This is a genomic window from Synechococcus sp. A10-1-5-1, assembly GCF_023115425.1.
Taxonomy (GTDB): domain Bacteria; phylum Cyanobacteriota; class Cyanobacteriia; order PCC-6307; family Cyanobiaceae; genus Vulcanococcus.
The window spans coordinates 665,985-687,306 of sequence record NZ_CP096032.1; the positions used below are offsets into that span (position 1 = coordinate 665,985).

Annotated in this window: 21 protein-coding genes; 11 read left to right on the plus strand and 10 right to left on the minus strand. The window is 54.2% G+C overall.

The genetic code is table 11. The features are described from left to right. Nucleotides 1–43: 43 nt before the first annotated feature. Entirely contained in the window at nt 44–475 is a 432-nt protein-coding gene (locus tag MY494_RS03510) for an Hsp20/alpha crystallin family protein (RefSeq protein ID WP_247911364.1), read from the minus strand. A 160-nt stretch (nt 476–635) separates the two neighbouring features. Here MY494_RS03510 and MY494_RS03515 point away from each other — a divergent pair, with 160 nt between their 5' ends. The 6 genes from MY494_RS03515 to MY494_RS03535 all read left to right on the plus strand — a co-directional run bounded on the left by MY494_RS03515 (nt 636) and on the right by MY494_RS03535 (nt 6,597). Further along, nucleotides 636–1,913, plus strand: coding sequence for an RtcB family protein (locus MY494_RS03515; RefSeq protein ID WP_247911365.1), 1,278 nt, complete (start codon nt 636–638; stop codon nt 1,911–1,913). Between the two features lie 842 nt (nt 1,914–2,755). Beyond that, a complete protein-coding gene (locus MY494_RS03520; RefSeq protein WP_247911366.1) occupies nt 2,756–2,947 on the plus strand; it encodes a hypothetical protein in 192 nt (63 codons plus the stop codon). A gap of 69 nt (nt 2,948–3,016) precedes the next feature. Then, complete coding sequence (locus tag MY494_RS13300; RefSeq protein WP_371820669.1) at nt 3,017–3,172, plus strand: hypothetical protein; 156 nt, start codon at nt 3,017–3,019, stop codon at nt 3,170–3,172. A 93-nt stretch (nt 3,173–3,265) separates the two neighbouring features. Next, nucleotides 3,266–3,424 (plus strand): chlorophyll a/b-binding protein, encoded by a 159-nt coding sequence (locus tag MY494_RS03525; RefSeq protein ID WP_247911367.1) that lies wholly within the window; start codon nt 3,266–3,268, stop codon nt 3,422–3,424. A gap of 86 nt (nt 3,425–3,510) precedes the next feature. Further along, the gene (locus tag MY494_RS03530; RefSeq protein ID WP_247911368.1) at nt 3,511–3,735 is read left to right on the plus strand and encodes a hypothetical protein; all 225 of its coding nucleotides are present in this window, start codon (nt 3,511–3,513) and stop codon (nt 3,733–3,735) included. Between the two features lie 219 nt (nt 3,736–3,954). Further along, nucleotides 3,955–6,597, plus strand: coding sequence for a cation-transporting P-type ATPase (locus MY494_RS03535; RefSeq protein WP_247911369.1), 2,643 nt, complete (start codon nt 3,955–3,957; stop codon nt 6,595–6,597). On the opposite strand, the gene MY494_RS13190 is transcribed toward MY494_RS03535, so the two are convergent. After that, nucleotides 6,524–6,757, minus strand: a complete 234-nt coding sequence (locus MY494_RS13190) for a hypothetical protein (RefSeq protein WP_371820671.1) — start codon at nt 6,755–6,757, stop codon at nt 6,524–6,526. The genes MY494_RS03535 and MY494_RS13190 overlap by 74 nt on opposite strands. Before the next feature lie 212 nt (nt 6,758–6,969). On the opposite strand from MY494_RS13190, the gene MY494_RS03540 reads away from it, so the two are divergent. The 4 genes from MY494_RS03540 (at nt 6,970) to otsB (ending at nt 11,908) form a co-directional block, all read left to right on the plus strand. Next, a complete protein-coding gene (locus tag MY494_RS03540; protein ID WP_247911370.1) occupies nt 6,970–7,575 on the plus strand; it encodes a LuxR C-terminal-related transcriptional regulator in 606 nt (201 codons plus the stop codon). A gap of 263 nt (nt 7,576–7,838) precedes the next feature. Then, nucleotides 7,839–9,404 (plus strand): trehalose-6-phosphate synthase, encoded by a 1,566-nt coding sequence (locus MY494_RS03545; RefSeq protein ID WP_247911371.1) that lies wholly within the window; start codon nt 7,839–7,841, stop codon nt 9,402–9,404. Nucleotides 9,405–9,443: 39 nt separating this feature from the next. Then, nucleotides 9,444–11,096, plus strand: coding sequence for a maltose alpha-D-glucosyltransferase (gene treS, locus MY494_RS03550; RefSeq protein ID WP_247911372.1), 1,653 nt, complete (start codon nt 9,444–9,446; stop codon nt 11,094–11,096). Beyond that, a complete protein-coding gene (gene otsB / locus MY494_RS03555) occupies nt 11,096–11,908 on the plus strand; it encodes a trehalose-phosphatase (RefSeq protein WP_247911373.1) in 813 nt (270 codons plus the stop codon). Before treS ends, otsB begins: the two co-directional genes overlap by 1 nt. A gap of 164 nt (nt 11,909–12,072) precedes the next feature. On the opposite strand, the gene MY494_RS03560 is transcribed toward otsB, so the two are convergent. Further along, nucleotides 12,073–12,804 (minus strand): hypothetical protein, encoded by a 732-nt coding sequence (locus MY494_RS03560; RefSeq protein ID WP_247911374.1) that lies wholly within the window; start codon nt 12,802–12,804, stop codon nt 12,073–12,075. On the opposite strand from MY494_RS03560, the gene MY494_RS03565 reads away from it, so the two are divergent. Further along, nucleotides 12,790–13,017, plus strand: coding sequence for a hypothetical protein (locus MY494_RS03565; protein ID WP_247911375.1), 228 nt, complete (start codon nt 12,790–12,792; stop codon nt 13,015–13,017). The genes MY494_RS03560 and MY494_RS03565 overlap by 15 nt on opposite strands. A 123-nt stretch (nt 13,018–13,140) precedes the next feature. Here the strand turns inward: MY494_RS03565 and MY494_RS03575 are convergent, their stop codons facing one another. The 7 genes from MY494_RS03575 to MY494_RS03605 all read right to left on the minus strand — a co-directional run bounded on the left by MY494_RS03575 (nt 13,141) and on the right by MY494_RS03605 (nt 21,317). Beyond that, nucleotides 13,141–13,845, minus strand: a complete 705-nt coding sequence (locus tag MY494_RS03575; RefSeq protein WP_247911377.1) for a phosphoribosyltransferase — start codon at nt 13,843–13,845, stop codon at nt 13,141–13,143. Nucleotides 13,846–14,107: 262 nt separating this feature from the next. After that, the gene (locus MY494_RS03580; RefSeq protein ID WP_247911378.1) at nt 14,108–14,293 is read right to left on the minus strand and encodes a hypothetical protein; all 186 of its coding nucleotides are present in this window, start codon (nt 14,291–14,293) and stop codon (nt 14,108–14,110) included. A gap of 199 nt (nt 14,294–14,492) precedes the next feature. Beyond that, nucleotides 14,493–15,521, minus strand: coding sequence for a hydrogenase expression/formation protein HypE (hypE, locus tag MY494_RS03585; protein WP_247911379.1), 1,029 nt, complete (start codon nt 15,519–15,521; stop codon nt 14,493–14,495). 3 nt (nt 15,522–15,524) lie between these two features. Then, nucleotides 15,525–16,577, minus strand: a complete 1,053-nt coding sequence (hypD, locus tag MY494_RS03590) for a hydrogenase formation protein HypD (RefSeq protein ID WP_247911380.1) — start codon at nt 16,575–16,577, stop codon at nt 15,525–15,527. Further along, nucleotides 16,577–17,596, minus strand: coding sequence for a dihydroorotate dehydrogenase-like protein (locus MY494_RS03595; RefSeq protein WP_247911381.1), 1,020 nt, complete (start codon nt 17,594–17,596; stop codon nt 16,577–16,579). The genes hypD and MY494_RS03595 overlap by 1 nt, the downstream gene beginning before the upstream one ends. Beyond that, nucleotides 17,593–21,129 (minus strand): pyruvate:ferredoxin (flavodoxin) oxidoreductase, encoded by a 3,537-nt coding sequence (nifJ, locus tag MY494_RS03600; RefSeq protein ID WP_247911382.1) that lies wholly within the window; start codon nt 21,127–21,129, stop codon nt 17,593–17,595. The genes MY494_RS03595 and nifJ overlap by 4 nt, the downstream gene beginning before the upstream one ends. Then, the gene (locus MY494_RS03605) at nt 21,126–21,317 is read right to left on the minus strand and encodes a HypC/HybG/HupF family hydrogenase formation chaperone (RefSeq protein ID WP_247911383.1); all 192 of its coding nucleotides are present in this window, start codon (nt 21,315–21,317) and stop codon (nt 21,126–21,128) included. Before MY494_RS03605 ends, nifJ begins: the two co-directional genes overlap by 4 nt. Nucleotides 21,318–21,322: the final 5 nt, after the last annotated feature.

Here is a 21,322-nt window from a genome sequence, read left to right on the forward strand (position 1 = left end):
GAACCGCCTACGTAATGTAGGCGGTTAGGATTAGCTGAAGGATCTAGTTGACTGGAACCGGACGGTCCTCCTCGATTTGAGAGACATCATGCTTAGCGATGGTGACCGTTAGCTCGCCATGCTCACAAGTGGCCGAGATCTCAGCGGTGTTGACATCGTCTGGCAAAGAGAAGCTGCGGCAAAAACTGCCATAGGCTCTCTCAAGACGATGGAAGCGGGGTCGAAGCTCACGATCTTCGAGCGTACGCTCACCCTGAATCGTTAGTCGATTACCTGAAAGACTGACAGTAATATCTTGCTTTTGAAGCCCGGGGACATCAGCCTTGATTTGATACTGAGAATCGCTTTCAAAGATATCAACCCGTGGGCCGATATCAAGTGAACTCGGTGAAGCAATCCTGACACCAGGCCAACTCAGGGTTCGATCAAGGATGGACTGAATGTCGGTAAGGGGCTCCCATTTTGCGAGGTCCATGAGAAAGCTTGTATGTTGCTAAGTGCCAACGAAAGGTAGAATCAAGAAAAGCAGATAACAGAGTGAGAAGCAAAACTGGATCAGATGTACGGCATTATTGGTGAAGAAGGTAGGAAGCTAGAGCTAATAAGAACAAGATGGATAGACAGGTAAAGGCGAGATGAATGAAGAACAGAGGCAGAGATTTGTGAAGGGACCAAAAGGAGAGTGGCAACAATATCAGAACTGGCAATGGGTCTTGGAACCAAGGGATAGGATGAATGTAGCTATTAGATTTCTGGGTTCTGAAAAACGATTAAGGACATTTGATGAGTCCCTAATAGAAGAAGCATGCGAGATTGCAGGTTTGCCAGGGCTAATGACACCTGTGGTGTTAATGCCCAACACGCATAGGAGGTTTGGTTCGCTCTATGGATATGTCGCAGCATTTAGAAAGGGAAGGGAATCACTCATTCGACCTGGTGCTATCGAAATTGATAATGCCTGGGGGAGTCGCCTTCTAAAAACAAATCTCAAACGTGATGTAGTGGAAGAAGAGAGGGAGAAATTAGCTCATGTACTAGAGACTAGAATCGTAGAAGGCCTGAAGAATCGAGGATTTGAGAACTATGGAATGGACTCGATCGAACGTCTATTGAGAAATGGGGCTCACTGGATAACAGAACAGGGAATTGGATACCTTGAAGATCTAGTAAGATGCGAAGATCTGGGAAGAATGCAATACGCCGATCCGGGGGCAATCTCGGCACAGGCAAAAATGGCATTTAAGGATCGACTCAGTCATATTGGCAATGGAAATCATCATCTAGAGATACAAGTGATAGATCAGACCTTTGATCTAGAACGGTTAAACGCATTAGGTTTAGGGGAAGCAGATGTACTCGTTTTGATTGAGGCCGGATCGGCAGGTCTGAGTCAAAAGATATGTCGCGAAGAAACAGTGATTCTCGGAAAAGACCTATGGCAGCCCATTGAGTCTCAACACGGCAAAGAACTACTTGGGTCAATGCATGCCTGTCTCAATGCTGCTGCAGCTTATCGACAGCTATTAACTCATCTCGTACGAGAAGCCATTGGGAGTATATGGCCTGATAGTCAAATCACAAATATTGTTGATATGTCCTCGAATAGCTACAAGCGAGAGCAACATGTCATTGGTCATGACAGCGTAGATCTATGGATTTGGCGTAGGGGTGCTGTACATGCCAATGGTCCATCGCACTACACAGAAAATGGGGAATACGAGTCAATGGGACGACCACTGATTCTCGGGGGAGCAATGGGCTCACATACAACCATTCTGTGTGGAGTCGATCAATCAGAAGAGCTCGCACTCTCCAGTGCACCATATGGAGCAGGGGCGGATGAATTGGCCGAGCAAGTAGGACTTGCACGGCCAATCGCTCGGCTAAAACCACTGTTTTGCCTTCAAGGCTAGGATCAGATCAGTGGTGCTGATTGAGTGCGAGTTCGTCTGAGAGACTCATCAAGATCGCAGGGCGTGTAATCACCGCAGCATTGGTTGCCAGAGGTATGCGGCCAAAAGGCTATCGGCAATTGAAAGTCTGCAGAAAAAAGATCAGAGGAAATGGAGGAGAAGTTGCGCGCTCCATTACTAATTTCTATTGACTCCATACGATAGTGAGCTGGTGCATGACGAGTACATGGTGCAAGATTACCAAGATTAGAGTTTTGCAGCCCATTGGCTTGATCCCAATAGGAACATGTCTGGCAGTGCTGATGGTTCATCGTAGGATTCTGACCAATCCGATTTAAGAAATGACAGTCAGCGGAGGGAAGAAAGTGCAGCCGATAAAGCACAGAATTACCGCAACAAGAAAGCAGCTAAGAATGAACTGGGAACAAAGAGATGAGTTATCGCGAAAGGATGTAAATAAGGAAATGCAGCGAGCGCGCATCAAATAGCGCAAAAGATAAAATACACTGAGGAAATATTCAATGTGGCAATAGGTAGCAAGCGAAAAACACTTTAGGGACATCAATAAGACCTGCCAGAAAAGAAATAGAGATAAAGATCAAAGAGCATCAGTTATGAGGCAGATCGGAGAATTGCTCAAGCCGCTTGGAGTAACTGGGTTAAGTAGGAATGCAATCAATCAGATAGGCGTGCAACTCGAACCGAATCGAAGGATCCGATGAAGCCGGCCCCAGAGCAGCAAGGCCCCATCGAGCCGCATGGTGTGGCAAAGTGATGCAGAACGCAGCGAGTTCAACTCAGAGACGCTCTAGGCAAAGCTGATGACACGCAAGCAACTGTCAATGGTTTTGCCACCAGAGCTGCTGGAGCAGATCAAGGCACGAGCGAACAGCTTGGGCATCAGCACTACGGCCTACATCACCCGCTTGGTACGGCGTGATTTGGGGTTGGAGGTCATGGAGGACGTTGAATCGCGCCTGGAGGAGCTGGAAAACCGGCTAAAGGCCCTTGAACCACCCAGAAGAGACGCTTGAATCTATAGGCTATGTAGACTGGTTCTCAGGTCAATGGATCGTGCGCGCTCGGACGCTGTGGAAGCTTCGATGAGCGGAGCCCGGACAGCACGGGTTTGCGTCAGCGTCAGCAGTAATACACACGAAAAACTGCGTGCGATCGCTGCAGAGGAGGGGCGGAGCCTGAGCAACCTGTGTGCTCACCTATTGGAGCAAGCACTCGAGGAGCGGATCGGAGCGCGATAACAGCTGCAGCACTTAGCACCCATTCAGCAGCAATTTGGGGAAATGAATTCTCACAGACGCGAGAAGCAGCTTGCATGAGTAGGTCAATACATGATGGACATGAACAAGAAAATCAACTGGGGTTGGACCGAACAAGCTGAACGATGGAACGGGCGCTTGGCGATGCTGGGCTTTGTTATTGGATTAGCAACCGAGCTGATGACCAATCAAGGCGTGTTCCAACAAATCAAAAGCGTATTTCCCTTCGCCTAAGCACATTTGCCGCATCGATGCTGCAAAGGTCACAAACAGATCCTAGGGGGTAAGAAAGTAGTGGTTCCACACGCAATGAGATTGCCATGACTGCTGGTGACTGGGAAGTGGGGTTCAAAGGACAGAGCCTTGAGGAACTCCTAAATGGGGACGATGCGGCTCAAACCCTGTGGTTTCTCGCTGGTTATTTAAAAGGAATGTCGGATGGCAGTGAGATGCATGCAGGGGTAAGGCAAATGCTGTTTGAAGTCACAGGTGAAAACAGCTGGAGACTTCAGTCAAAGGCAATCACTGAGAATGCAAGACGATAATCAATAGATGTTTGTGAGCAAAGAAGAACCCATCCGCATAACAACAGGATGTTATACGGTCAGAATCTCCGAACTCAAGCGTGAATTAGAAGATATATTCGAACACTCAAGGAAAACAAAACATACTGAGGATGAGGTCGAAAGTCTGACTCAAAGGGTAAAGCCCATTTACGGAGCAATTATTGCAATGTATGGAGAAGTCAGACAGACACAACAAGAATGAAGATTAGCGACGCAGAAAGTCCCTGGCATGCCATCGATGCCAATAAGGTCTGGGAGTTAGTTGGATCAAGCATTGAGGGACTGAGTACTCAAGAAGCAACAAGACGGTTGCAGGAGACAGGAGCCAATGTCTTACCTCAACCTGCATCACCGAACCTTATACACACACTCTTACGACAGCTGAAGAGTCCGCTCATTGCTGTCCTTGGCGTGGCAGCCATGCTCTCTGCCGTCGTAGGAGATGAGAAAGATGCACTATTGATCAGTGCGGTGGTAGCCGTCAATGCAGTCATAGGTGGCTTGCAGGAATGGAAAGCACATGCTCGCTGCTTTGCACTACGCCAATTGATCAAAGTGCAAGCAATCGTCTTACGTGATCGAAAGAAGGTTGAACTCAATTCAGAAAGTCTTGTGATTGGTGATGCAATATGGCTCGAAAGCGGTCAAGTCGTTCCCGCCGATGTGAGGTTGGTCGATAGCCACAATCTTGAAATCGACGAATCGCTACTAACTGGTGAATCAGGAGCGGTACAAAAAAGGGCGAAAGGGTTCATAGCAGCGAAAACCCCCCTGGCTGAGCGGGGCACCATGGCCTATGCAGGGACAACAGTCAGTCGGGGGAGAGGACTTGGAGTCGTTGTAGCAACCGGTAAAACAACCGAGGTTGGAGACCTCGCATCAGATCTTCAAACCGTGCCACCAGGAAAACCACCTCTTGTGGTTCGCATGGATCTCTTCAGTAAGAGAGTTGGTGTATTCGTGATCATCTCTGCCGCTGCTGTTGGCTGGCTATCGATTGCTCAAGGGGGAACAGACCTTTTAACGGCATTAAAACTGGCAGTAGCTCTAGCGGTCTCCGCTATCCCTGAAGGATTACCGGTGGCATTAACGGTCGCCTTATCGGTAGCAAGCCATCGAATGGCAAAACAGAAGGTGATTGTCCGTCGACTTCCCGCCGTAGAAGGTCTTGGAAGTTGCACCCTAATTGCAAGTGATAAAACAGGAACACTGACCTACAATCAACTCTCAGTTCAAGAGGTAGTATTAAGGGGAGAGCCTCCAATTAGACTAGTTCTTCACCAGAAAGAAAAAAGAGAAAATCCCAGACAGCTGGAGAGATTACTTCCGATAGCTCGCTGCGCTGTACTCTGTAATGAGGGCGAGGTTTATAAAAAGGACGACTGGTGGGAAGGGCGTGGAGATCCGACTGATCAAGCATTGTTGATCATGGGAATTGAACTCGGTGTATCAAAGCAGAAGGAGTTGCTTGAGCAGCCGCAGTGCAACACAATTCCCTTCGAACCGGAGCAGCGTTATGCAGCAAGTTTTCACCAAAGAGATGATGGGGAAGTCATGGTGGCGGTCAAAGGAGCGCCTGAGAGAATCATCCCAATGTGTCAGCCAGAGGCACAGTGGGGAATTGAGGCAGCTGAAGAACTAGCGAATCGAGGACTACGAGTACTCGCCCTAGCTTCAGGAACCACCAGTAAGAGTGCCCTAGAAGAGACAACACCTTCTGAACCAGGGAACTTGCAGCTATTGGGTGTGATCGGATTAAGAGACCCCCTACGCAGAGGGGCAAAGGAAGCCATTGATCAATGCCACCAGGCCGGTATCAGAGTCTGGATCGTCACGGGAGATCACCCTACGACTGCAGGAATCGTTGGGAAGGAATTAGGGATCATCAAAAATACCCTTGATGTCGTCACTGGGGCTGAAATCGAGGCAGCCAGTCCAGAAAGCCTAAAAAGAATCGTCTCTCGAGCTAATGTTTATGCAAGGGTATCCCCACATCAAAAGCTCTTATTGGTTGAGCAAGCACAGAAAGCTGGTGAATTCGTTGCGGTAACGGGGGATGGTGTGAATGATGCTCCGGCCCTCCGTGCAGCTCAGATCGGCATCGCAATGGGACGTGCAGGAACAGACGTTGCGCGTGATGCGGCTGATTTGATCCTGCTTGATGATGGTTTTCCATCAATCGTAGATGGAATCCAACAAGGGCGAATTGCTTACGACAATGTTCGAAAGGTCATCGTCCTTCTTGTGTCTTGTGGCGCAGCAGAAATCACAGTACTCGCACTAGCCGTTGGATTCTCGCTCCCACTACCACTTCTTCCAGTTCAATTGCTATGGCTGAACCTCGTCACCAATGGGATCCAAGATGTTGCTCTTGCATTCGAACCGGAAGAGGGAGATGTGCTTAAACGAAGGCCCAGGCCGCCGCAGGAAGCGGTGTTTAATGGGCTGCTAATCAAACGCACTGCGCTTGCGGCTGTCGTTATGGGTGGAGTCGGATTTATTTTATTTTCTGAGTTACTGAAACACGGCTGGGGTGTGGAACAGGCGCGGAACGCATTACTGCTTCAGATGGTCATGTTTGAGACGGTGCAAGCCGGTAACAGCAGACTGGAAAGAAAGTCCGTCTTCCAGGATCAGCCCTGGCACTCACCGGTGGTCGTAGCGGGTACAGCCGGTGGCTTCGCACTCCACGTTTGGATGATGAACTGGGGTGTGGGGTCAGCAGCCCTCGGAACTGGGCCACTACCAGTCGATCTATGGCTTGTGATCAGCGGACTGAGCTTGTGCCCTTTGGTTGCGGTCGAGATCCAGAAGACATTGGTAAGGCGGAAGGTCCTTTAACGCCACTCAGGCTGCTCTCAAGGAGATAGGCCGCAAGATTGCTCAACGAACGACCTTCGGCATCACTTCGGCGGACAAGCGCTTCAAATAAGAAATGAGGAAGGGTGATCGATAGTCGCTGGCTAGAGCGCATGACGGATGGTTTCAACACGTGGCTCATGCCCCAGGGGTCGTTGATCCAACCCTCGGCGAATCTCGGCCTAAATCTCAAGTCCCGCACAAGGGACACGTCCCTAAATCAGGACCCCATGAGTGTTTCACCGCAGACATAGAATGCCAAGAACGCAGACAGGGCAATGAAGTGAAGCATCGCGCCCAGGAAAACGTCAGCCGGCCATGATGTAGAAAGGATGTAGAAGGCTGTAGAACCCATTGAAGGCACTGTTTCTCCACGAGAACACCATGTGCCTTGCGCTAGGGAGTCTTCTTGCTGAAGCATGGGACTTCCATGTGCTGGAACTGTTCACGGATACAGAATCCGCCATCACTTGGATCGAACAAGAAAAGCCAGACCTCCTAATCAGCGAGTGGAAATCAGGAGACATCGATTCGAAACGCTCAGTAGATGCACTCATTAAGACGAATCCATCGGGGAAAATCATTTTTATCAGCACAACTCGAGAACAACGAGACATTCCCGCCAAGCTTCTCCCTTTTATAATAGGGGTCGTTGACAAGTCAAAGGGATGGAATGAGCTGAACGAAGCACTTCGACGATGGAATGCAGCTCAACACGTAGACAAACAAATAAAAGCAAAGATTAATCTAGAAGAACTAAGTCGACTGGCTCCAAGAGAACTGCGCCTGTTATGTGAGCTAGGTAAAGGACGCGTCAACAAGGAGATCGCACAATCACTAGAACTTTCACAGAATACCGTAGCGACTTATCGCAAGATCATTGCTCAGAAGCTAAGGATTAGCGGATCTGAGCTGGTTCGTGTAGCCGTATTAGCGCGGTGCCTTAACTTATGTGATTAACAAGCTTTCATACGATCAATCCGTCAAGGATCACTCCAAGGTAAAGAACAAGTTCAAGTCCATCGGTCGTAGGCAGACGAAGGACCAGTGAATCAGTCGAGATCTTGTGAAGAGAGGCGGAGGTGCGGTAGGTCACGGTCAAAAAGCATCACTGGAAGTACTGGTCTGCACAGATAACGCTGAGGAACTGCGGCTTAAGTGAGGTGCGACAGACCTCGTCTTGAAAACAAGACCATCATGAAGAAGGCATCCACCTGATATTCATGCAGTCCACAAATGTGCCGATGAGTATCGGTGAATCAAATAATACCAATCACTGCACACGACAACAACTTCAGGAGTTACTACAGAACAGCTTCGGAGATCTCCCGATGTTGTTGGTCTCCAATCGAGAACCTTGGATCCATTCTCATTGCGACAATGGATGGATTGAAGCCAATCGCCCGGCCAGCGGCTTGGTTACCGCATTAGAGCCATTCGCTGAAGCAACGGGTGGGACGTGGATTGCCCATGGAAGCGGAAATGCCGATCGTTGCACAGTCGATGAAAAAGATGCCGTAAATGTTCCACCAGATATGCCTCAGTATCGCCTGCGGCGCGTATGGCTTAGCAAAGCTGAAGTCGAAGACTACTACTCAAATTTGTCTAACCGCGGATTATGGCCTCTTTGCCATGTTGCATTTGTAGCACCCTTGTTTGAGCATCACCACTGGCAAGTCTACCGAGAAGTTAATCAGCGTTTTGCTGAGGTGATTCTTGAAGAGGCCGCAGGAAAGCCAGCCTTGGTCTTTATACAGGACTATCACCTAAGCCTTGTCTCACGGATACTGCGTGAAGCAAATCCAAATCTAATTACCGTTCAGTTTTGGCACGTACCTTGGCCAAACCGAGAGGTGTTAAGAACATTTCCCTACGCCGATGAACTCATACATGGATTACTTGGGAATGATCTACTGGGATTCCAGAGCAAATCCCACGCGCATAACTTTCTTGATGCAGCTGACCGGCTAGTCGAAGCGCGGGTTGATCTAGAGCAAGAACAAGTCTCACAAAATGGGCATCGAACACTTGTTGGCAGCTACCCAATCAGTATCGACTTTGACTATTGGAATGAGGTTGGAGCAAGCGATGAGGTTGACTTAAGCATGAAGCAATGGATCAGTGAACTGAACCTAGAAACTGATCAGCTGTTGATTGTTGGCATGGAGCGACTGGATTACACAAAAGGCTTAATGCAAAGACTGCATGCTATTGATCGCCTTTTGCAACTTGATCCATCTCTAAAAGGGCGACTTCAAGTTGTCCAACTACTAGTTAGTTCACGTGGGACAATTAGTGAATATCGGATCCTTCGTCAAGAGATTGAAGCATTGACTAGGCAGATTAATCGACGCTGGGCAGACGGCGGCTGGAGGCCGATTCAGCTAAAGATTGAAGACCGAAGTTTGATCGATCGCGTTGCTCTACTGCGTTTGGGACGCTGTTGTGTCGTCAGCTCTCTGCACGACGGGATGAATCTGGTGGCAAAAGAGTTCGTTGCTTCTCGCTCTGATGGTGATGGAACTCTGGTACTCAGCAGATTCACTGGCAGCGCGCAGGAACTGACGGGTGCGCTACTGGTCAATCCCTATTCCGTAGAGGCCCTGGCTCAGAGCATGCAGCGGGCGCTTTTGATGCCAGAGCGAGAAAGGCGCATGCGCATGACTCAGATGAGAAAACAAGTGGCCGATCAGAATATCTATCAATGGGGCAGCTCGATTGTTTCTGACATCCAGCGAGTCAGGCAGCGCAAGGCTCTGAAGTCAGACGTAAGCACATTAACAGTTTAGCCCTAGCAAACATCCACAGTCCAATCCATAGACAATCAAATGCCTGAGTTCCACGCATCAGATAACAAACCAAGCTGGTTCATCGATGCAATCTTCTATCAGGTCTATGTACGTGGCTTTAAAGACAGTGGCAAGGATGGAAAGGGGGACTTGCAGGGTTTAATTGAAAAACTAGACTATATCCAGAACCTGGGCGTAAGTTGCCTATGGCTGATGCCGATTTTTCCATCACCACTTCGTGATGATGGATATGATGTATCAGATTTCTTTAGTATAGATCCGTCGATTGGAAGCCTTAGTGATCTTAAAGAATTAACAGAGGCAGCCCATGAACGAGATCTCCATGTCATTACCGACCTGGTCATCAGCCATACCTCTGATCAGCATTCTTGGTTTCAACAGGCAAGACTAGTACGTGATTCGAAATACCACTCATACTATGTCTGGAGTGATCATGATCAGGGTTACTCCCAAGCAAGGGTTATCTTTCCTGACACGGAGGACTCAAATTGGGCTTGGGAGCATCAACTTAAGCAGTACTACTGGCATCGGTTTTTCTCACACCAACCCGACCTTAACTATGACAATCCGGAAGTTCAAGAAGCCCTACTCAATACAATGCGATTCTGGCTTGATCTAGGCATTGATGGCTTTCGAGTGGATGCTGTTCCTTATCTTTTTGAAAGGGAAGGAACAGATTGCGAAAACCTGCCAGAAACTCACGCTTTTTGCCGGCGAATGAGACAACTAATTGACAGCGAATATCCCGGCAGGATGCTACTGGCAGAAGCCAATCAATGGCCAGATGACCTTGTTCAATACTTTGGAAATGGAGACGAATTTCATATGGCCTTCAACTTCCCGTTGATGCCACGACTATTTCTAGCTCTAAGGAAAGAAGACAGTCAACCGATCGTTGACTGCATCTCCCAGCTCCCCGAAATACCAGATAACTGCCAATGGGCTACTTTTCTGCGCAACCATGATGAACTAACACTTGAGATGGTAACCGATGCTGATCGCGATTACCTCTATAGCGAATACGCAAATGATCCCCGCATGAAGCTCAATGAAGGGATAAGGAGAAGGCTTTCTCCCCTGGTAGATCACGATCGACGAAGAATTGAATTGATGTACAGCTTGCTATTGAGCCTTCCCGGTGCACCCGTGATCTACTACGGCGACGAAATTGGAATGGGGGACAATATATTTCTGGGTGATCGCAACGGTGTGCGCACACCAATGCAATGGAGTGACGATCGAAATGCTGGCTTCTCGAGTGCTGACCCCTCAATGCTCTACCAACCAGTCATCACCGATCCCATTTACAACTATCAAGCCGTCAATGTCGATGCTCAGTTACGTTCACCTGCTTCTCTCTTGCATTGGCTACGCCACCAAATCAGGATGAGGCGAAGTCAACCTCTTTTTAGCCGTGGAGATATTCAGTTTCTGCGTTCAAACAACCGCAGCGTACTGAGTTTCACCCGTAGCCATCAAGGAACGACCGCTTTGTTATTACACAACCTCTCAAATACTGTGCAGCCTGTGGAGATTGACCTTTCCAGTCATATCAGTTTTCGGCCCATGCACTGCAATGGAGTCCATGGCTTCCCTGTGATAACGGATCAGCCCTATTTTTTAAATCTAGCCCCTTACGAATCACTCTGGTTTTTACTAGAACAAGCATGATGGGAATTGAATTGCTAACTGATTTAGCAAACAAGGTTCCAACAATCCTGCTCTACCTCGATTTTGATGGCACCTTGGTCAATCTTCGGGCCAACCCTGAGCACTGCACAATTCAGCCCAGGTTGGCCAAGGTTCTAGAGGATTTCAGCCGATTGAGCGGTGTCGATCTTGCAGTGATTAGTGGGCGCTCGCTCGCGGATCTTTCCCGTCGATTGCCTATGGACCAAAGTTGCATCAATCTCGCAGGAAACCATGGTCTAGAACTGAAGTTGCGCGGAGATGTTTGGCAAGACCCTCGCGCGGTTGCTTTACAGGGACATCTCGATCAGTTTGAAGCAGAGGCCAGAGAACGCCTGAAAGGACTTGCGGGCGCATGGGTGGAGCACAAGGGCTTGAGCCTGAGCCTGCACGGGCGCCAACTGAGTCCGGCGAAACAAGCTGAGATGGAACAGCGACTTGCACCTTTGCTTGGGGAACTGAAAAGGACCTCTTTACTGCAATTACGAAGGGGACGACGGGTTTTGGAGATCAGACCGGCTTTTGACCATGGCAAAGCGGAAGCAGCCCAACGCCTCGAGCGTGATGCTCGTCGACGCGGGGTGTGCTCAACCGCAAACCATCGCCTACCCCTGAAGCTGTATTTCGGAGACGATGACACCGATGAAGATGTATTCCAGCAATGGCCTGGGGTAGTGGGGGTTCGGGTAGGCCCCTGGAATCAACCCACCACTGCCTCATTCCGCCTTGGTGGCCCTGCAGGAGTCAACCGCTGGATTCACGCGGTTTTCGGTGCTCGATGCAAGCTGGCCTAGCCCCCCACTGCCACACAGCCTCCGAGTCCCCTGATGGATTCAGAGTCTGCGTTCCAGGACGGCCTCGATGAAATCGAACGGGTAGGAGCAGGACTCATCACAACGCCGCATCGTCCGTTCTGTTACGCACCTGTACTTCGATCAAGAGATTCATGCCAGTGCCGTCACCAGGTCGTCGCCTCATAGCTCTCCTGTCCCTGCGCGCCAGAAGCATGACAATGCCGTTGGTTGCCAAAGTGCTTGTGTGCGATCGCCAGTAGCTCAGCGTCCGTACAAGCGGTGTCATCCACCGAGATCGTCTCCACACGATCCAAGAGCGCTGGATGGTGTACACCGATGTAGTGCTTCAAAAGCTCTCGAAGATCACTCTGGCCATGGCCATGGCCCAGCAACAAAACCCGATCGGCTTGATCGATTGCCTCACTCAGAGCCCGTAAATACTCGTAGTCCAGCGGTGCCCGTTGCCCAGCCACATCGCGGTCGTGCCGATGACTTAACCGCTGGTGGCTACGCCAAAGACCATGGGGTCGCAAATCTGCGGCCTGCACGTTGTCACCACGAAGCCACCACAGGCGAGCCCCGCGATGATCCAGGTGAATCACCAACCGATTGGCATGCTCACCCTTGACCTGTGAAGGGGTTGGAAATGGATGCTCTGGAGTCACTCCAGCCAGTTGTAAAAACCAACGGATCCGCGAGATGGCATCCTCGTCCAGCGGAGCATGCAAGACCATCGTGTTTCCGTTGCTCAGGTGCACCCTCAGACGGTGCTCTGGAAGGTGCTTGACTTTGGCACCAAGGTCCACGAACAGGGCCTCCACCGAGGGCAGTTGCAGATTGTGGGGCACTGGATGGGCATAAAGAGCTTGCAGCGTTGCAATGTGCTGGTGCTTCATCGCCGCAACCAAGTGGAGACCTATCACGAAGCTATGGATCTCCTGCAGGCAGTACGTCTTGATGCAGCTGATCTGCTGAACAAATCCAGAGAAAAGGAAGAAACATTCAGCTCAAAGAGCCCTGCTGCGCCGATGCAGCAGAGAAGGACCCTGCAGGATCTGCTAACAGCCCTAGACCAGTGGAGCACCATTGAATTGATGCTGTGTTCCTGAAAACACGTGATGACAACTCACTGGTGGAGGTGATGGAGCTCAAGCAACTCTTCGATCCCTTTGCACCACAAGTCTTGGGCCGACTTCACGCGGGGGAGGAACTTCAAGAACCTGGGGACCTGCTCAAATCCGATCTGATCTTCCCGTCGGGTGAACCTTTGCCGCGCTGCTGGCTAACTCCGCACTACAAGCAGACATAAGCGCTTGCACCTGACGGTCATCAACAGCGTCAAAGGACTCATACCAAGATCCAACAGCCACCAGATCATCCACTTCCGCCAAGGCGATCAAGTCATCAAGCAGGGGTCGCAGGCGAACCGCGATCGTTCGATCGATCACAGGCACAGCCAAGCTGATCCGGCTCGGATGCCCCTGGCGTAAGGACTGCAGAGCAGCCGTCACCGTCATCCCTGTTGCCACACCGTCATCCACGACGAGCAGGTGGCGGTCACGCAATGAAGCCAGGGGCGGATCGCCATAGAGACGTTGCCGCCGTTGCAACTCAGAGTCAGCCTGGAGAACGAGGCTTCGCCGCAGTTGTGGATCCAGGTGTAACTGGCGCAAGTAAGGCTCATCCCACACCAAGACCCCACCGGGGGCAATGGCACCCACAGCAACCTCAGGAGCATGGGGGTGCGCCAACTTGCGAACAGCCCAACTGCACATCGGCAAGGTCAGTGCACGAGCCAACTCAGCCGCAACAACAACCCCACCACGGGGCAATCCCACCACCAAGCCTTTGGGATCGGCGTGCCAGGCCCCCAGGCGAGCGATGAGCTCTTGTCCTGCCTGTGCACGGTTCTTCCACAACAGTTGACGTTCAAGCATCGATCACTCCTCTGTCCATGGTCATGGGCTGCTCTAAAGAGCTGGGCTCAGGAGTGAGGCATCGCAAGCCACTTAACAATGACGGTATTGCGTCGTGATGGAGGAATCTCGCCTTCGGATCCTGCAGCAAAGTGCTCACTCTTGTGCGGCAAACCGAATCCCAAGAAGGTCCTGATTGAGTTATATACGAAGTAGGAGCCCAGACCAGGACGGTGTAGTTTAAGCCCTGTCACTGGCTCATGGCGGTCAGAAAAGACCGCCCTTAGTATTTGAATTCATCGAGCGGCAAAGCTTCTTTGAGTTTCTGTAGCAACCCATCCATCCAGGGATACCAAACAGCACCACCGAGGGGCAGCTTGACTGGTTTATAAATCGCTCTTGCCCGAATGGTATTGAGCAAAAGACGAGCCTCTTGTTCCGTCAGCTCAACAGTAATCAGTTCGCTCATCGCACCCAATAGCCCTTTTGGGAAAAACTATCGACTAGGGATGGTGGTTTCGCCCAGTCCACGCCAATCCACTGATAATCTGAGTCAGATTGATAGCGAATTTGCAGCTGAATGCAGCTGCACTCAATCCGCTCTGCGCTAATGCCGGATGGGGGGGCAGGCTGTCAGCCACCGTTGAGAGCGATCAAAAACAAGAGCTCTAACAAATCCGAGGTAAATGCTCACCACGACCCACCTCCAAGGGTCGTAGAACGCCCAAGCTGTTGCGAAGGGAAACCGGATGCCGTTGTCGCAGCGACGAAGCGTGATCGAGAGGCTGCATCACCTCACCAACACAGGCCGCTTCTGGTCTGTATTGCCTGAGCACATTCAGCACCTGGTCAACCGCCGATGGGGGACAAATCAGCAGCATCCGGCCCTCATTCGCCATCGCCAGAGAATCAAGACCCAAGAGGTCGCAAGCTGCAGCAACCGAAGGGTGAATGGGGATCGCCCCCTCGTCTAATTCCACGTCACAGCCAGCAGCGCGTGCCACCTCATCGATGGCACTGGCCAAGCCGCCACGGGTGAGATCCCTCAAGCAGTGCAGCTCCACCCCCGCCAGCAGCAAGGCCTGCACCGATGGCTGAAGGGAAGCCAAATCGCTCTCCAACCCAGAACGCAATCCCAACTCACCACGTGAGACCAGGATCGCCAATCCATGGCGACCGAGATCGCCGCTGACGAGAACCGCGTCCCCTGGACGTACAAGCGATGGATGACTGGAGCAGGGGTGTTCCAGCACCCCAATGGCGCTGGTGTTGATGAACAACCCATCCGCTTTGCCGTGCTCCACCACCTTCGTGTCCCCGGTGAGCAGCGGCACGCCGCACTCCTGTGCCGCCAGGCGGATGGAGTCGACCACCCTCTCAAGGGTGGCCATGGCCAGGCCCTCCTCAAGAATCAAACCCAAGCTCATGGCAACGGGGCGAGCAGCGGCCATGGCCAGATCGTTCACGCTGCCCAAAACCGACAGACGACCGATGTCACCACCTGGAAAGAACAGAGGGCGCACCACGTAGGAATCGGTGGTGAAGGCCAGCCGTCTCCCAGGACTCGTCAAGACAGCTGCATCGTGCAGCACCCCGTCGGCCGGGCCGAAGGCAGGCACCAACAACTCTTCGATCAGTTGGTGACTGAGGGAACCTCCTCCGCCATGGGCCAATTGGATCGTCTCCCCCAGAACCATGGCTCAGCGTGCGTAGCGGTAGTAGGCCGCACAGGCACCTTCTGACGAGACCATCGGTGCTCCAAGGGGCTTCTCAGGGGTGCACTCACAGCCAAAGCGGGGACAGTCACAGGGATTCAGAAGACCGCGTAAAACCAAACCGCTCGGGCAGAGGTCCGGCGAAGGCTCCTTCACCTCCAAGCTGGAGGGCACCAAGGAGAGGGCATCAAAGGGGGGCCGAAGGCGGTATCCCCCCGCCGTGATTGAGCCCAGGCCGCGCCATGACGTATCAATCGGTTCAAACACCTCCTCCAGTAGGCGACGGGCCTCGTGATTGCCTCGGTGTTCCACCGCATCGGCGTAGGCGTTCTCCACTCCGTAGGCCCCCCGCTCCAGCTGATCGATACAGCGCTGGATGCCCCGCAACAGCGCTTCCGGGCTAAAGCCGGTCACCACAATCGGCAACCGATGACGCAGGGACAGCTCCGCGTACTCCGGCATCCCCATCACCGTGCAGACGTGGCCGGCGGCGAGAACCCCTTGCACGGCACACACCGGATCCGATAGCAATTGGTCCAGCACCGGGGCCACCCGCACATGGGCCAGCAGTAGGCGCAGATTTGAAACGCCCGCAGCCAGGGTGCGTTGAGCCAGGAGAGCGGTCGCTGGGGCGGTGGTTTCGAATCCAACGGCAAAGAACACCACCTGCTGATCGGGCTCTGATCGAGCGATCTCGAGCACATCGAGTGGCGAATAAATCACTCGTATATCTGCTCCCAGGGCCCGTTGACCGAGTAGATCGCGACCATCACTGCCGGGCACCCGCAACATGTCGCCGTAGGAGCAGAGCACCACATCCGCTCGGGTAGCCAAGTCCAAGGCCTGATCCACCAGCTGGGTATGGGTGACGCAGACGGGGCAGCCCGGGCCGTGGATGAGCTCGATCGACCTTGGCAACAAGCGATCAATGCCATGACGCAATAGGGCATGGGTTTGACCACCACAGACCTCCATCAGCGTCCAGGGACGGGTGCAGCGCTGATGGATCTGCTCCAGCAGGGCCTGGGTAGTAGGCATCAGATCAACTGCTCCCGCGGCAGGCTGTAACTGCTGATCGCTCGCCAGTACTGGGCGCGTTCAAACGCCTCTGGATCAGGGCAGCGCAGCAGAGAGAGACTTCCCCGCAAACTGGAGAGGCGCTCAACTCGATGCTGCTCCAGCCACTGCAGCAACTGATCGCGCATCCTCTGCAAATGCCCAGGGCCATGGCGCAGTAGGGCGCTGACCACATGGGTGACCTGCGCGCCAACCATCACCATCCGCACGACATCGTCACCCGTGGCCACCCCGCCACTCGCCGCAAAAGCGAGGGGCACCCGCTGATACAGCAATCCGATCCAGCGCAGGGCAAGACGCTGATCCACGGGGCTGCTGAGATCAAGCTGAGACACCGTTTCGAGGGTCTCGATATTCACGTTTGGTTGGTAAAAGCGGTTGAACAACACCAGGGATTGCGCTCCCACCTGGGAGAACTGCTGGGCCATCGAGGCCAACGCCGTGTACCAGGGGCTGAGCTTCACCGCAACGGGCAGGCTTACCGCAGCCGTCACCTGCTGGACGATCTGGATTTGCTCGTCCTCTAGCTCTGCGCTGCTCCGCTGGGTCTGGCTTGGAACGGTGTACAGGTTCAGCTCGATCGCATGGGCTCCTGCTCGCTGGACGGCCTGACTGGCCTCAACCCAGGGGCCGCCATGGCAACCATTGAGACTGGCAATCACGGGGATCAACAGCCGGGACTGCGCGGAGCGAATCTCCTCCAGGTAGCCATCCAAGCCCAAATGAAGCGGTTCGGTGCAGGGCAAGTAGCTCTCCGCTTCTGGATGGCTCTGACGAGCATTCCGTTGATGGTGCAACCACTCCTGCCAATCCCGTTCGCCCTGATCAAGACATAAGGAGCGGAGCACCACAGCCCCGGCCCCCTCCTCTTGCAGTTGCTCAAGCCGGTCGAGATCAAGGCTGAGGGGCGCCGCCGAACCCACCACCAGCGGGGAGGGCAACTCCAATCCCAGATAGCGCGTGGCCAAAGGATTGGTCATGGCCCCTTCCTCTGAGCCAGCGTTTGATACAGCTCCCAGCGACGACGACGGTCAGAGTCCGCCTCCTGGATGAGTCGTTTCGCCTGCTCGGGATGGCTATAGCGGAGCATGCGGAAGCGATTTTCGGCCTCTAGGGATTGATCGAGCGGCATGCTTGGCTCTGGAGAATCGAGCTGCAGGGGGTAGTCCCTACGGGGGTCGTAGCGGTAAAGCAGCCAACGTCCGGACTCCACCGCCTGCTTCTGGTGAGCCATGCCCCGGGCCATGTCAATGCCGTGAGCGATGCAATGGGAATAGGCCAGGATCAGTGAGGGACCTGGGTAGGCCTCCGCCTCCAGGAACACCCGAAGGGTGTGTTCATCGCGGGCCCCCATCGCCACGCTGGCCACATAGACATGGCCGTAGGACATCGCCATCAGGCCCAGATCCTTTTTGGCTGTGGTCTTGCCCGCACTGGCAAATTTGGCCACGGCGCCCTTGGGGGTCGCCTTTGACATCTGCCCCCCGGTGTTGGAGTACACCTCGGTGTCGAGAACAAGCACCGTCAGATCCCGCTGGCTAGCCAAGACGTGATCGAGGCCGCCGAAGCCGATGTCGTAGGCCCAGCCATCACCACCAACAACCCAAACGCTGCGTTTGACCAGGTCATCCGCCAGGTCCAAAAGCTCCTTGGCCGCTCCGCAGGGGTGCGTTAGATGCGTCTTGAGCTCTGCCACACGGGCGCGCTGCTCGTGAATTCCGGCCTCATCACGTTGATCGGCCTGAAGCAGTTCCCGAATCAAGGCATCCGGGAGCTGATCTCGGCAGAGCTGCAGGAGTGAGCAGGCGCGACTGTGGCGTTGATCAAACGCCACCCGAAAGCCCATTCCAAATTCGGCGTTGTCTTCAAAGAGCGAATTGCTCCAGGCCGGCCCTCGCCCTTCGCCGTTCACCGCCCAGGGAGTCGTGGGGAGGTTCCCGCCGTAGATCGACGAGCAACCGGTGGCATTGGCCACCACCATGCGATCACCAAAGAGCTGACTGGCGAGCTTGAGGTAAGGGGTTTCACCGCAGCCGGCGCAGGCCCCAGAAAACTCAAACAGCGGCTGCTGCAGTTGCTGTTCTTTGATCTGGCACGGGTTCAGCGTGCTGCGCTCGACATCCGGCAGGCCGAGGAAGAAGCTCCAGTTGGCTCGACTGGACTCCCGCAGTGGTCGCTGGGGCGCCATGTTGATGGCTTTGCGGCGAGGCCACTCGCGGTCTCGGGCGGGACACACCTCAACGCAGATGCTGCAGCCGGTGCAGTCCTCTGCCGAAACCTGAATGGTGAAGGTTTGACCCTGCCAATGCTGGTGGCGGGCTGGAGTCTGCAGAAAACCATACGGGGCCCCCGCAAAGGCCTCAGCCCCAGCCACCTTGGCCCGAATGACCGCATGGGGACAGACCAAGACGCACTTGCCGCATTGCACGCAGAGATCCGGTTCCCACACAGGTACCTGCTCCGCGATATTGCGCTTCTCCCACTGACTGGTAGCCGTTGGGAACGTGCCATCACAGGGCAGGGCACTCACAGGCATCGCATCACCGGCACGCTGGATCTGCGGCAGCAGGAGTTCCCGCACCTCTGCCGGGGCCTCGAGCATCGCCGCCGAGAGGGGTATGGCGGGCAATGGCTCAGCGCCGTCCTCATGCTCGGGGTACCTCAGCTGCTGGACCTGAGCGAGGGCGTCTTCGATCACCGCGAGGTTGGCCGTGACAATCCGTTCTCCCTTGCGGCCGTAGCTGGCCTGAATCGCGTCGCGCATCGCTGCAGTCGCAGCCGTCAGCGGGACCAGCTTCGAAACGGCAAAGAAACAGGCCTGAAGAGCGGTGTTGATCGCTGGCCCGAGGCCATGCCGTTCAGCGATCGCCGTGGCATCTACCACAAACACCCGTAGCCCCTTGCGCTGGATCTGTTGCTGAATGCGTTGAGGAAGCTCTCCCCAACACCGCTCAACTGGGTAGGGGGCGTTCAGCAGCAGAGTGCCCCCCTCGGAGGCCAAATCGAGCAGATCGAACTGCGACAACAGATCCCAGTGATGGCAAGCCACCACCTGGGCCCGACGAATCAAGCTGCTCGAGCGAATCGGCCTTGGACTGAAGCGCAGGTGAGAGACCGTGACAGAGCCGGCCTTCTTGGAGTCGTAAACGAAGTAGGCCTGGCCGCAGAGACCTGTGGCTTCCCCGATGATCTTCAGGGTGTTCTTATTGGCTCCAACGGTGCCGTCGGAGCCAAGGCCCACAAACACCGCTCGCAACCCATCGGGATCTTCCAACTCGTAGTCGGCGTCAACAGGCAGAGAGTGGTGGGTGAGGTCATCAACAATGCCCACCGTGAAGTGGTTCCGGCTCTGAGGGGCCGCCAGGTTGTCGAAGATCGCCTTGACCATCGCCGGGGTGAACTCCTTTGACGCCAAGCCATAACGACCGGCCAGAACCTCAGGCCGCTCCGAACCGCGCCAGTGCTCACTGATGGCCGCCAGAACATCGAGATAAAGAGGTTCCCCTTGGCTACCGGGTTCCTTGCAGCGATCCAGGACGGCAATGCGCCGAGTGCTGGTGGGTAAAGCCCCTAAGAAAGCCTGCGGAGCAAAGGGGCGGTACAAACGCACCTTCAGCACTCCAACCCGCTCACCGGCCTGAACCAGAGCCTGGGCGGTGGATCCAGCGGTCTCGCAAGCACTTCCCATTAGCACCAGGACGCGCTCGGCCTGAGGGTCGCCCTCGTAGTCGACTAAGCGGTAGCGGCGGCCCGTGAGATCAGCCCACTGATCCATCACGTCCTGCACCACGAGCGGCATCCGCTCGTAGTAGGGGTTGGCCGCCTCCCGGGCCTGAAAACACACATCCGGATTCATGCTGGTGCCACGCAGGACGGGGTGATCCGGCGTCAGGGCGCGAGCCCGGTGGGAAGCGATCGCTGAGGCATCCATCAGGACCTGCAAGACCGAGTCATCGATCCGATCGACCCGCTGCATCTCGTGGGATGTCCGAAAGCCATCGAACCAATGGATCAGGGGCACCCGGCCCCGCAAGCTGGCGGCCGTGGCGATGGCGGCAAAATCCCCCGCCTCCTGCGGAGAGGCCGAGCAGAGCAAACCGCATCCACTTCCGCGGGTTGCCATCACATCACTGTGATCTCCAAAGATCGAGAGCGCCGAGGTCGCCAAGGCCCTGGAGGCGACGTGGATAACGGCTGCGTTGAGCTCACCAGCAATTTTGTAGAGGTTGGGCAGCATCAAGAGCAGTCCCTGTGATGCGGTGAAGGTGGTGCTCAAGGCCCCGGCCTGCAGGGCCCCATGCACCAGGCCGGCGACACCCCCTTCGCTTTGCATCTCCACCACCTCGGGCACCTGCCCCCAGAGATTTGGCCGACCTTCAGCGGCCCAGGCATCTGCCAACTCCCCCATGGCAGAGGCAGGGGTAATCGGATAGATGCCGATTACTTCATTGAGGCGATAGGCCACATGGGCGACCGCCTCGTTGCCATCCATCCAGGCTTGAGCCGCACTCATGGCTCTGGCTCCATCACCTTCAACGCCAGTCCCACGTGCACCAGCAACTGATCACCCACCTGGGCCTCAGGGACGCAGGCCAAGCTCACCTGCCGCATCACCCCCGAAAAGCACACCTCCCCCATGCGCCAAAGGGGGTCTGGGTGGTTGTTGGTGCTGACCAACGCGCCAGCAATGGCGAGGCACATGGCAC

Excerpts from the sequence above, each read along its gene's own strand:
- treS (WP_247911372.1), top strand. The coding sequence starts at position 9,444 with ATGCCTGAGTTCCACGCATCAGATAACAAACCAAGCTGGTTCATCGAT.
- MY494_RS03545 (WP_247911371.1), top strand. The coding sequence starts at position 7,839 with ATGCAGTCCACAAATGTGCCGATGAGTATCGGTGAATCAAATAATACC.
- MY494_RS03560 (WP_247911374.1), bottom strand. The coding sequence starts at position 12,804 with ATGAAGCACCAGCACATTGCAACGCTGCAAGCTCTTTATGCCCATCCA.
- MY494_RS03520 (WP_247911366.1), top strand. The coding sequence starts at position 2,756 with ATGGTTTTGCCACCAGAGCTGCTGGAGCAGATCAAGGCACGAGCGAAC.
- MY494_RS03605 (WP_247911383.1), bottom strand. The coding sequence starts at position 21,317 with ATGTGCCTCGCCATTGCTGGCGCGTTGGTCAGCACCAACAACCACCCA.
- MY494_RS13300 (WP_371820669.1), top strand. The coding sequence starts at position 3,017 with ATGAGCGGAGCCCGGACAGCACGGGTTTGCGTCAGCGTCAGCAGTAAT.
- MY494_RS13190 (WP_371820671.1), bottom strand. The coding sequence starts at position 6,757 with ATGAGCCACGTGTTGAAACCATCCGTCATGCGCTCTAGCCAGCGACTA.
- nifJ (WP_247911382.1), bottom strand. The coding sequence starts at position 21,129 with ATGAGTGCGGCTCAAGCCTGGATGGATGGCAACGAGGCGGTCGCCCAT.
- MY494_RS03535 (WP_247911369.1), top strand. The coding sequence starts at position 3,955 with ATGAAGATTAGCGACGCAGAAAGTCCCTGGCATGCCATCGATGCCAAT.
- hypE (WP_247911379.1), bottom strand. The coding sequence starts at position 15,521 with ATGGTTCTGGGGGAGACGATCCAATTGGCCCATGGCGGAGGAGGTTCC.
- MY494_RS03510 (WP_247911364.1), bottom strand. The coding sequence starts at position 475 with ATGGACCTCGCAAAATGGGAGCCCCTTACCGACATTCAGTCCATCCTT.
- MY494_RS03530 (WP_247911368.1), top strand. The coding sequence starts at position 3,511 with ATGACTGCTGGTGACTGGGAAGTGGGGTTCAAAGGACAGAGCCTTGAG.
- MY494_RS03595 (WP_247911381.1), bottom strand. The coding sequence starts at position 17,596 with ATGACCAATCCTTTGGCCACGCGCTATCTGGGATTGGAGTTGCCCTCC.
- MY494_RS03515 (WP_247911365.1), top strand. The coding sequence starts at position 636 with ATGAATGAAGAACAGAGGCAGAGATTTGTGAAGGGACCAAAAGGAGAG.
- MY494_RS03580 (WP_247911378.1), bottom strand. The coding sequence starts at position 14,293 with ATGAGCGAACTGATTACTGTTGAGCTGACGGAACAAGAGGCTCGTCTT.
- hypD (WP_247911380.1), bottom strand. The coding sequence starts at position 16,577 with ATGCCTACTACCCAGGCCCTGCTGGAGCAGATCCATCAGCGCTGCACC.
- MY494_RS03575 (WP_247911377.1), bottom strand. The coding sequence starts at position 13,845 with ATGCTTGAACGTCAACTGTTGTGGAAGAACCGTGCACAGGCAGGACAA.
- otsB (WP_247911373.1), top strand. The coding sequence starts at position 11,096 with ATGGGAATTGAATTGCTAACTGATTTAGCAAACAAGGTTCCAACAATC.
- MY494_RS03525 (WP_247911367.1), top strand. The coding sequence starts at position 3,266 with ATGGACATGAACAAGAAAATCAACTGGGGTTGGACCGAACAAGCTGAA.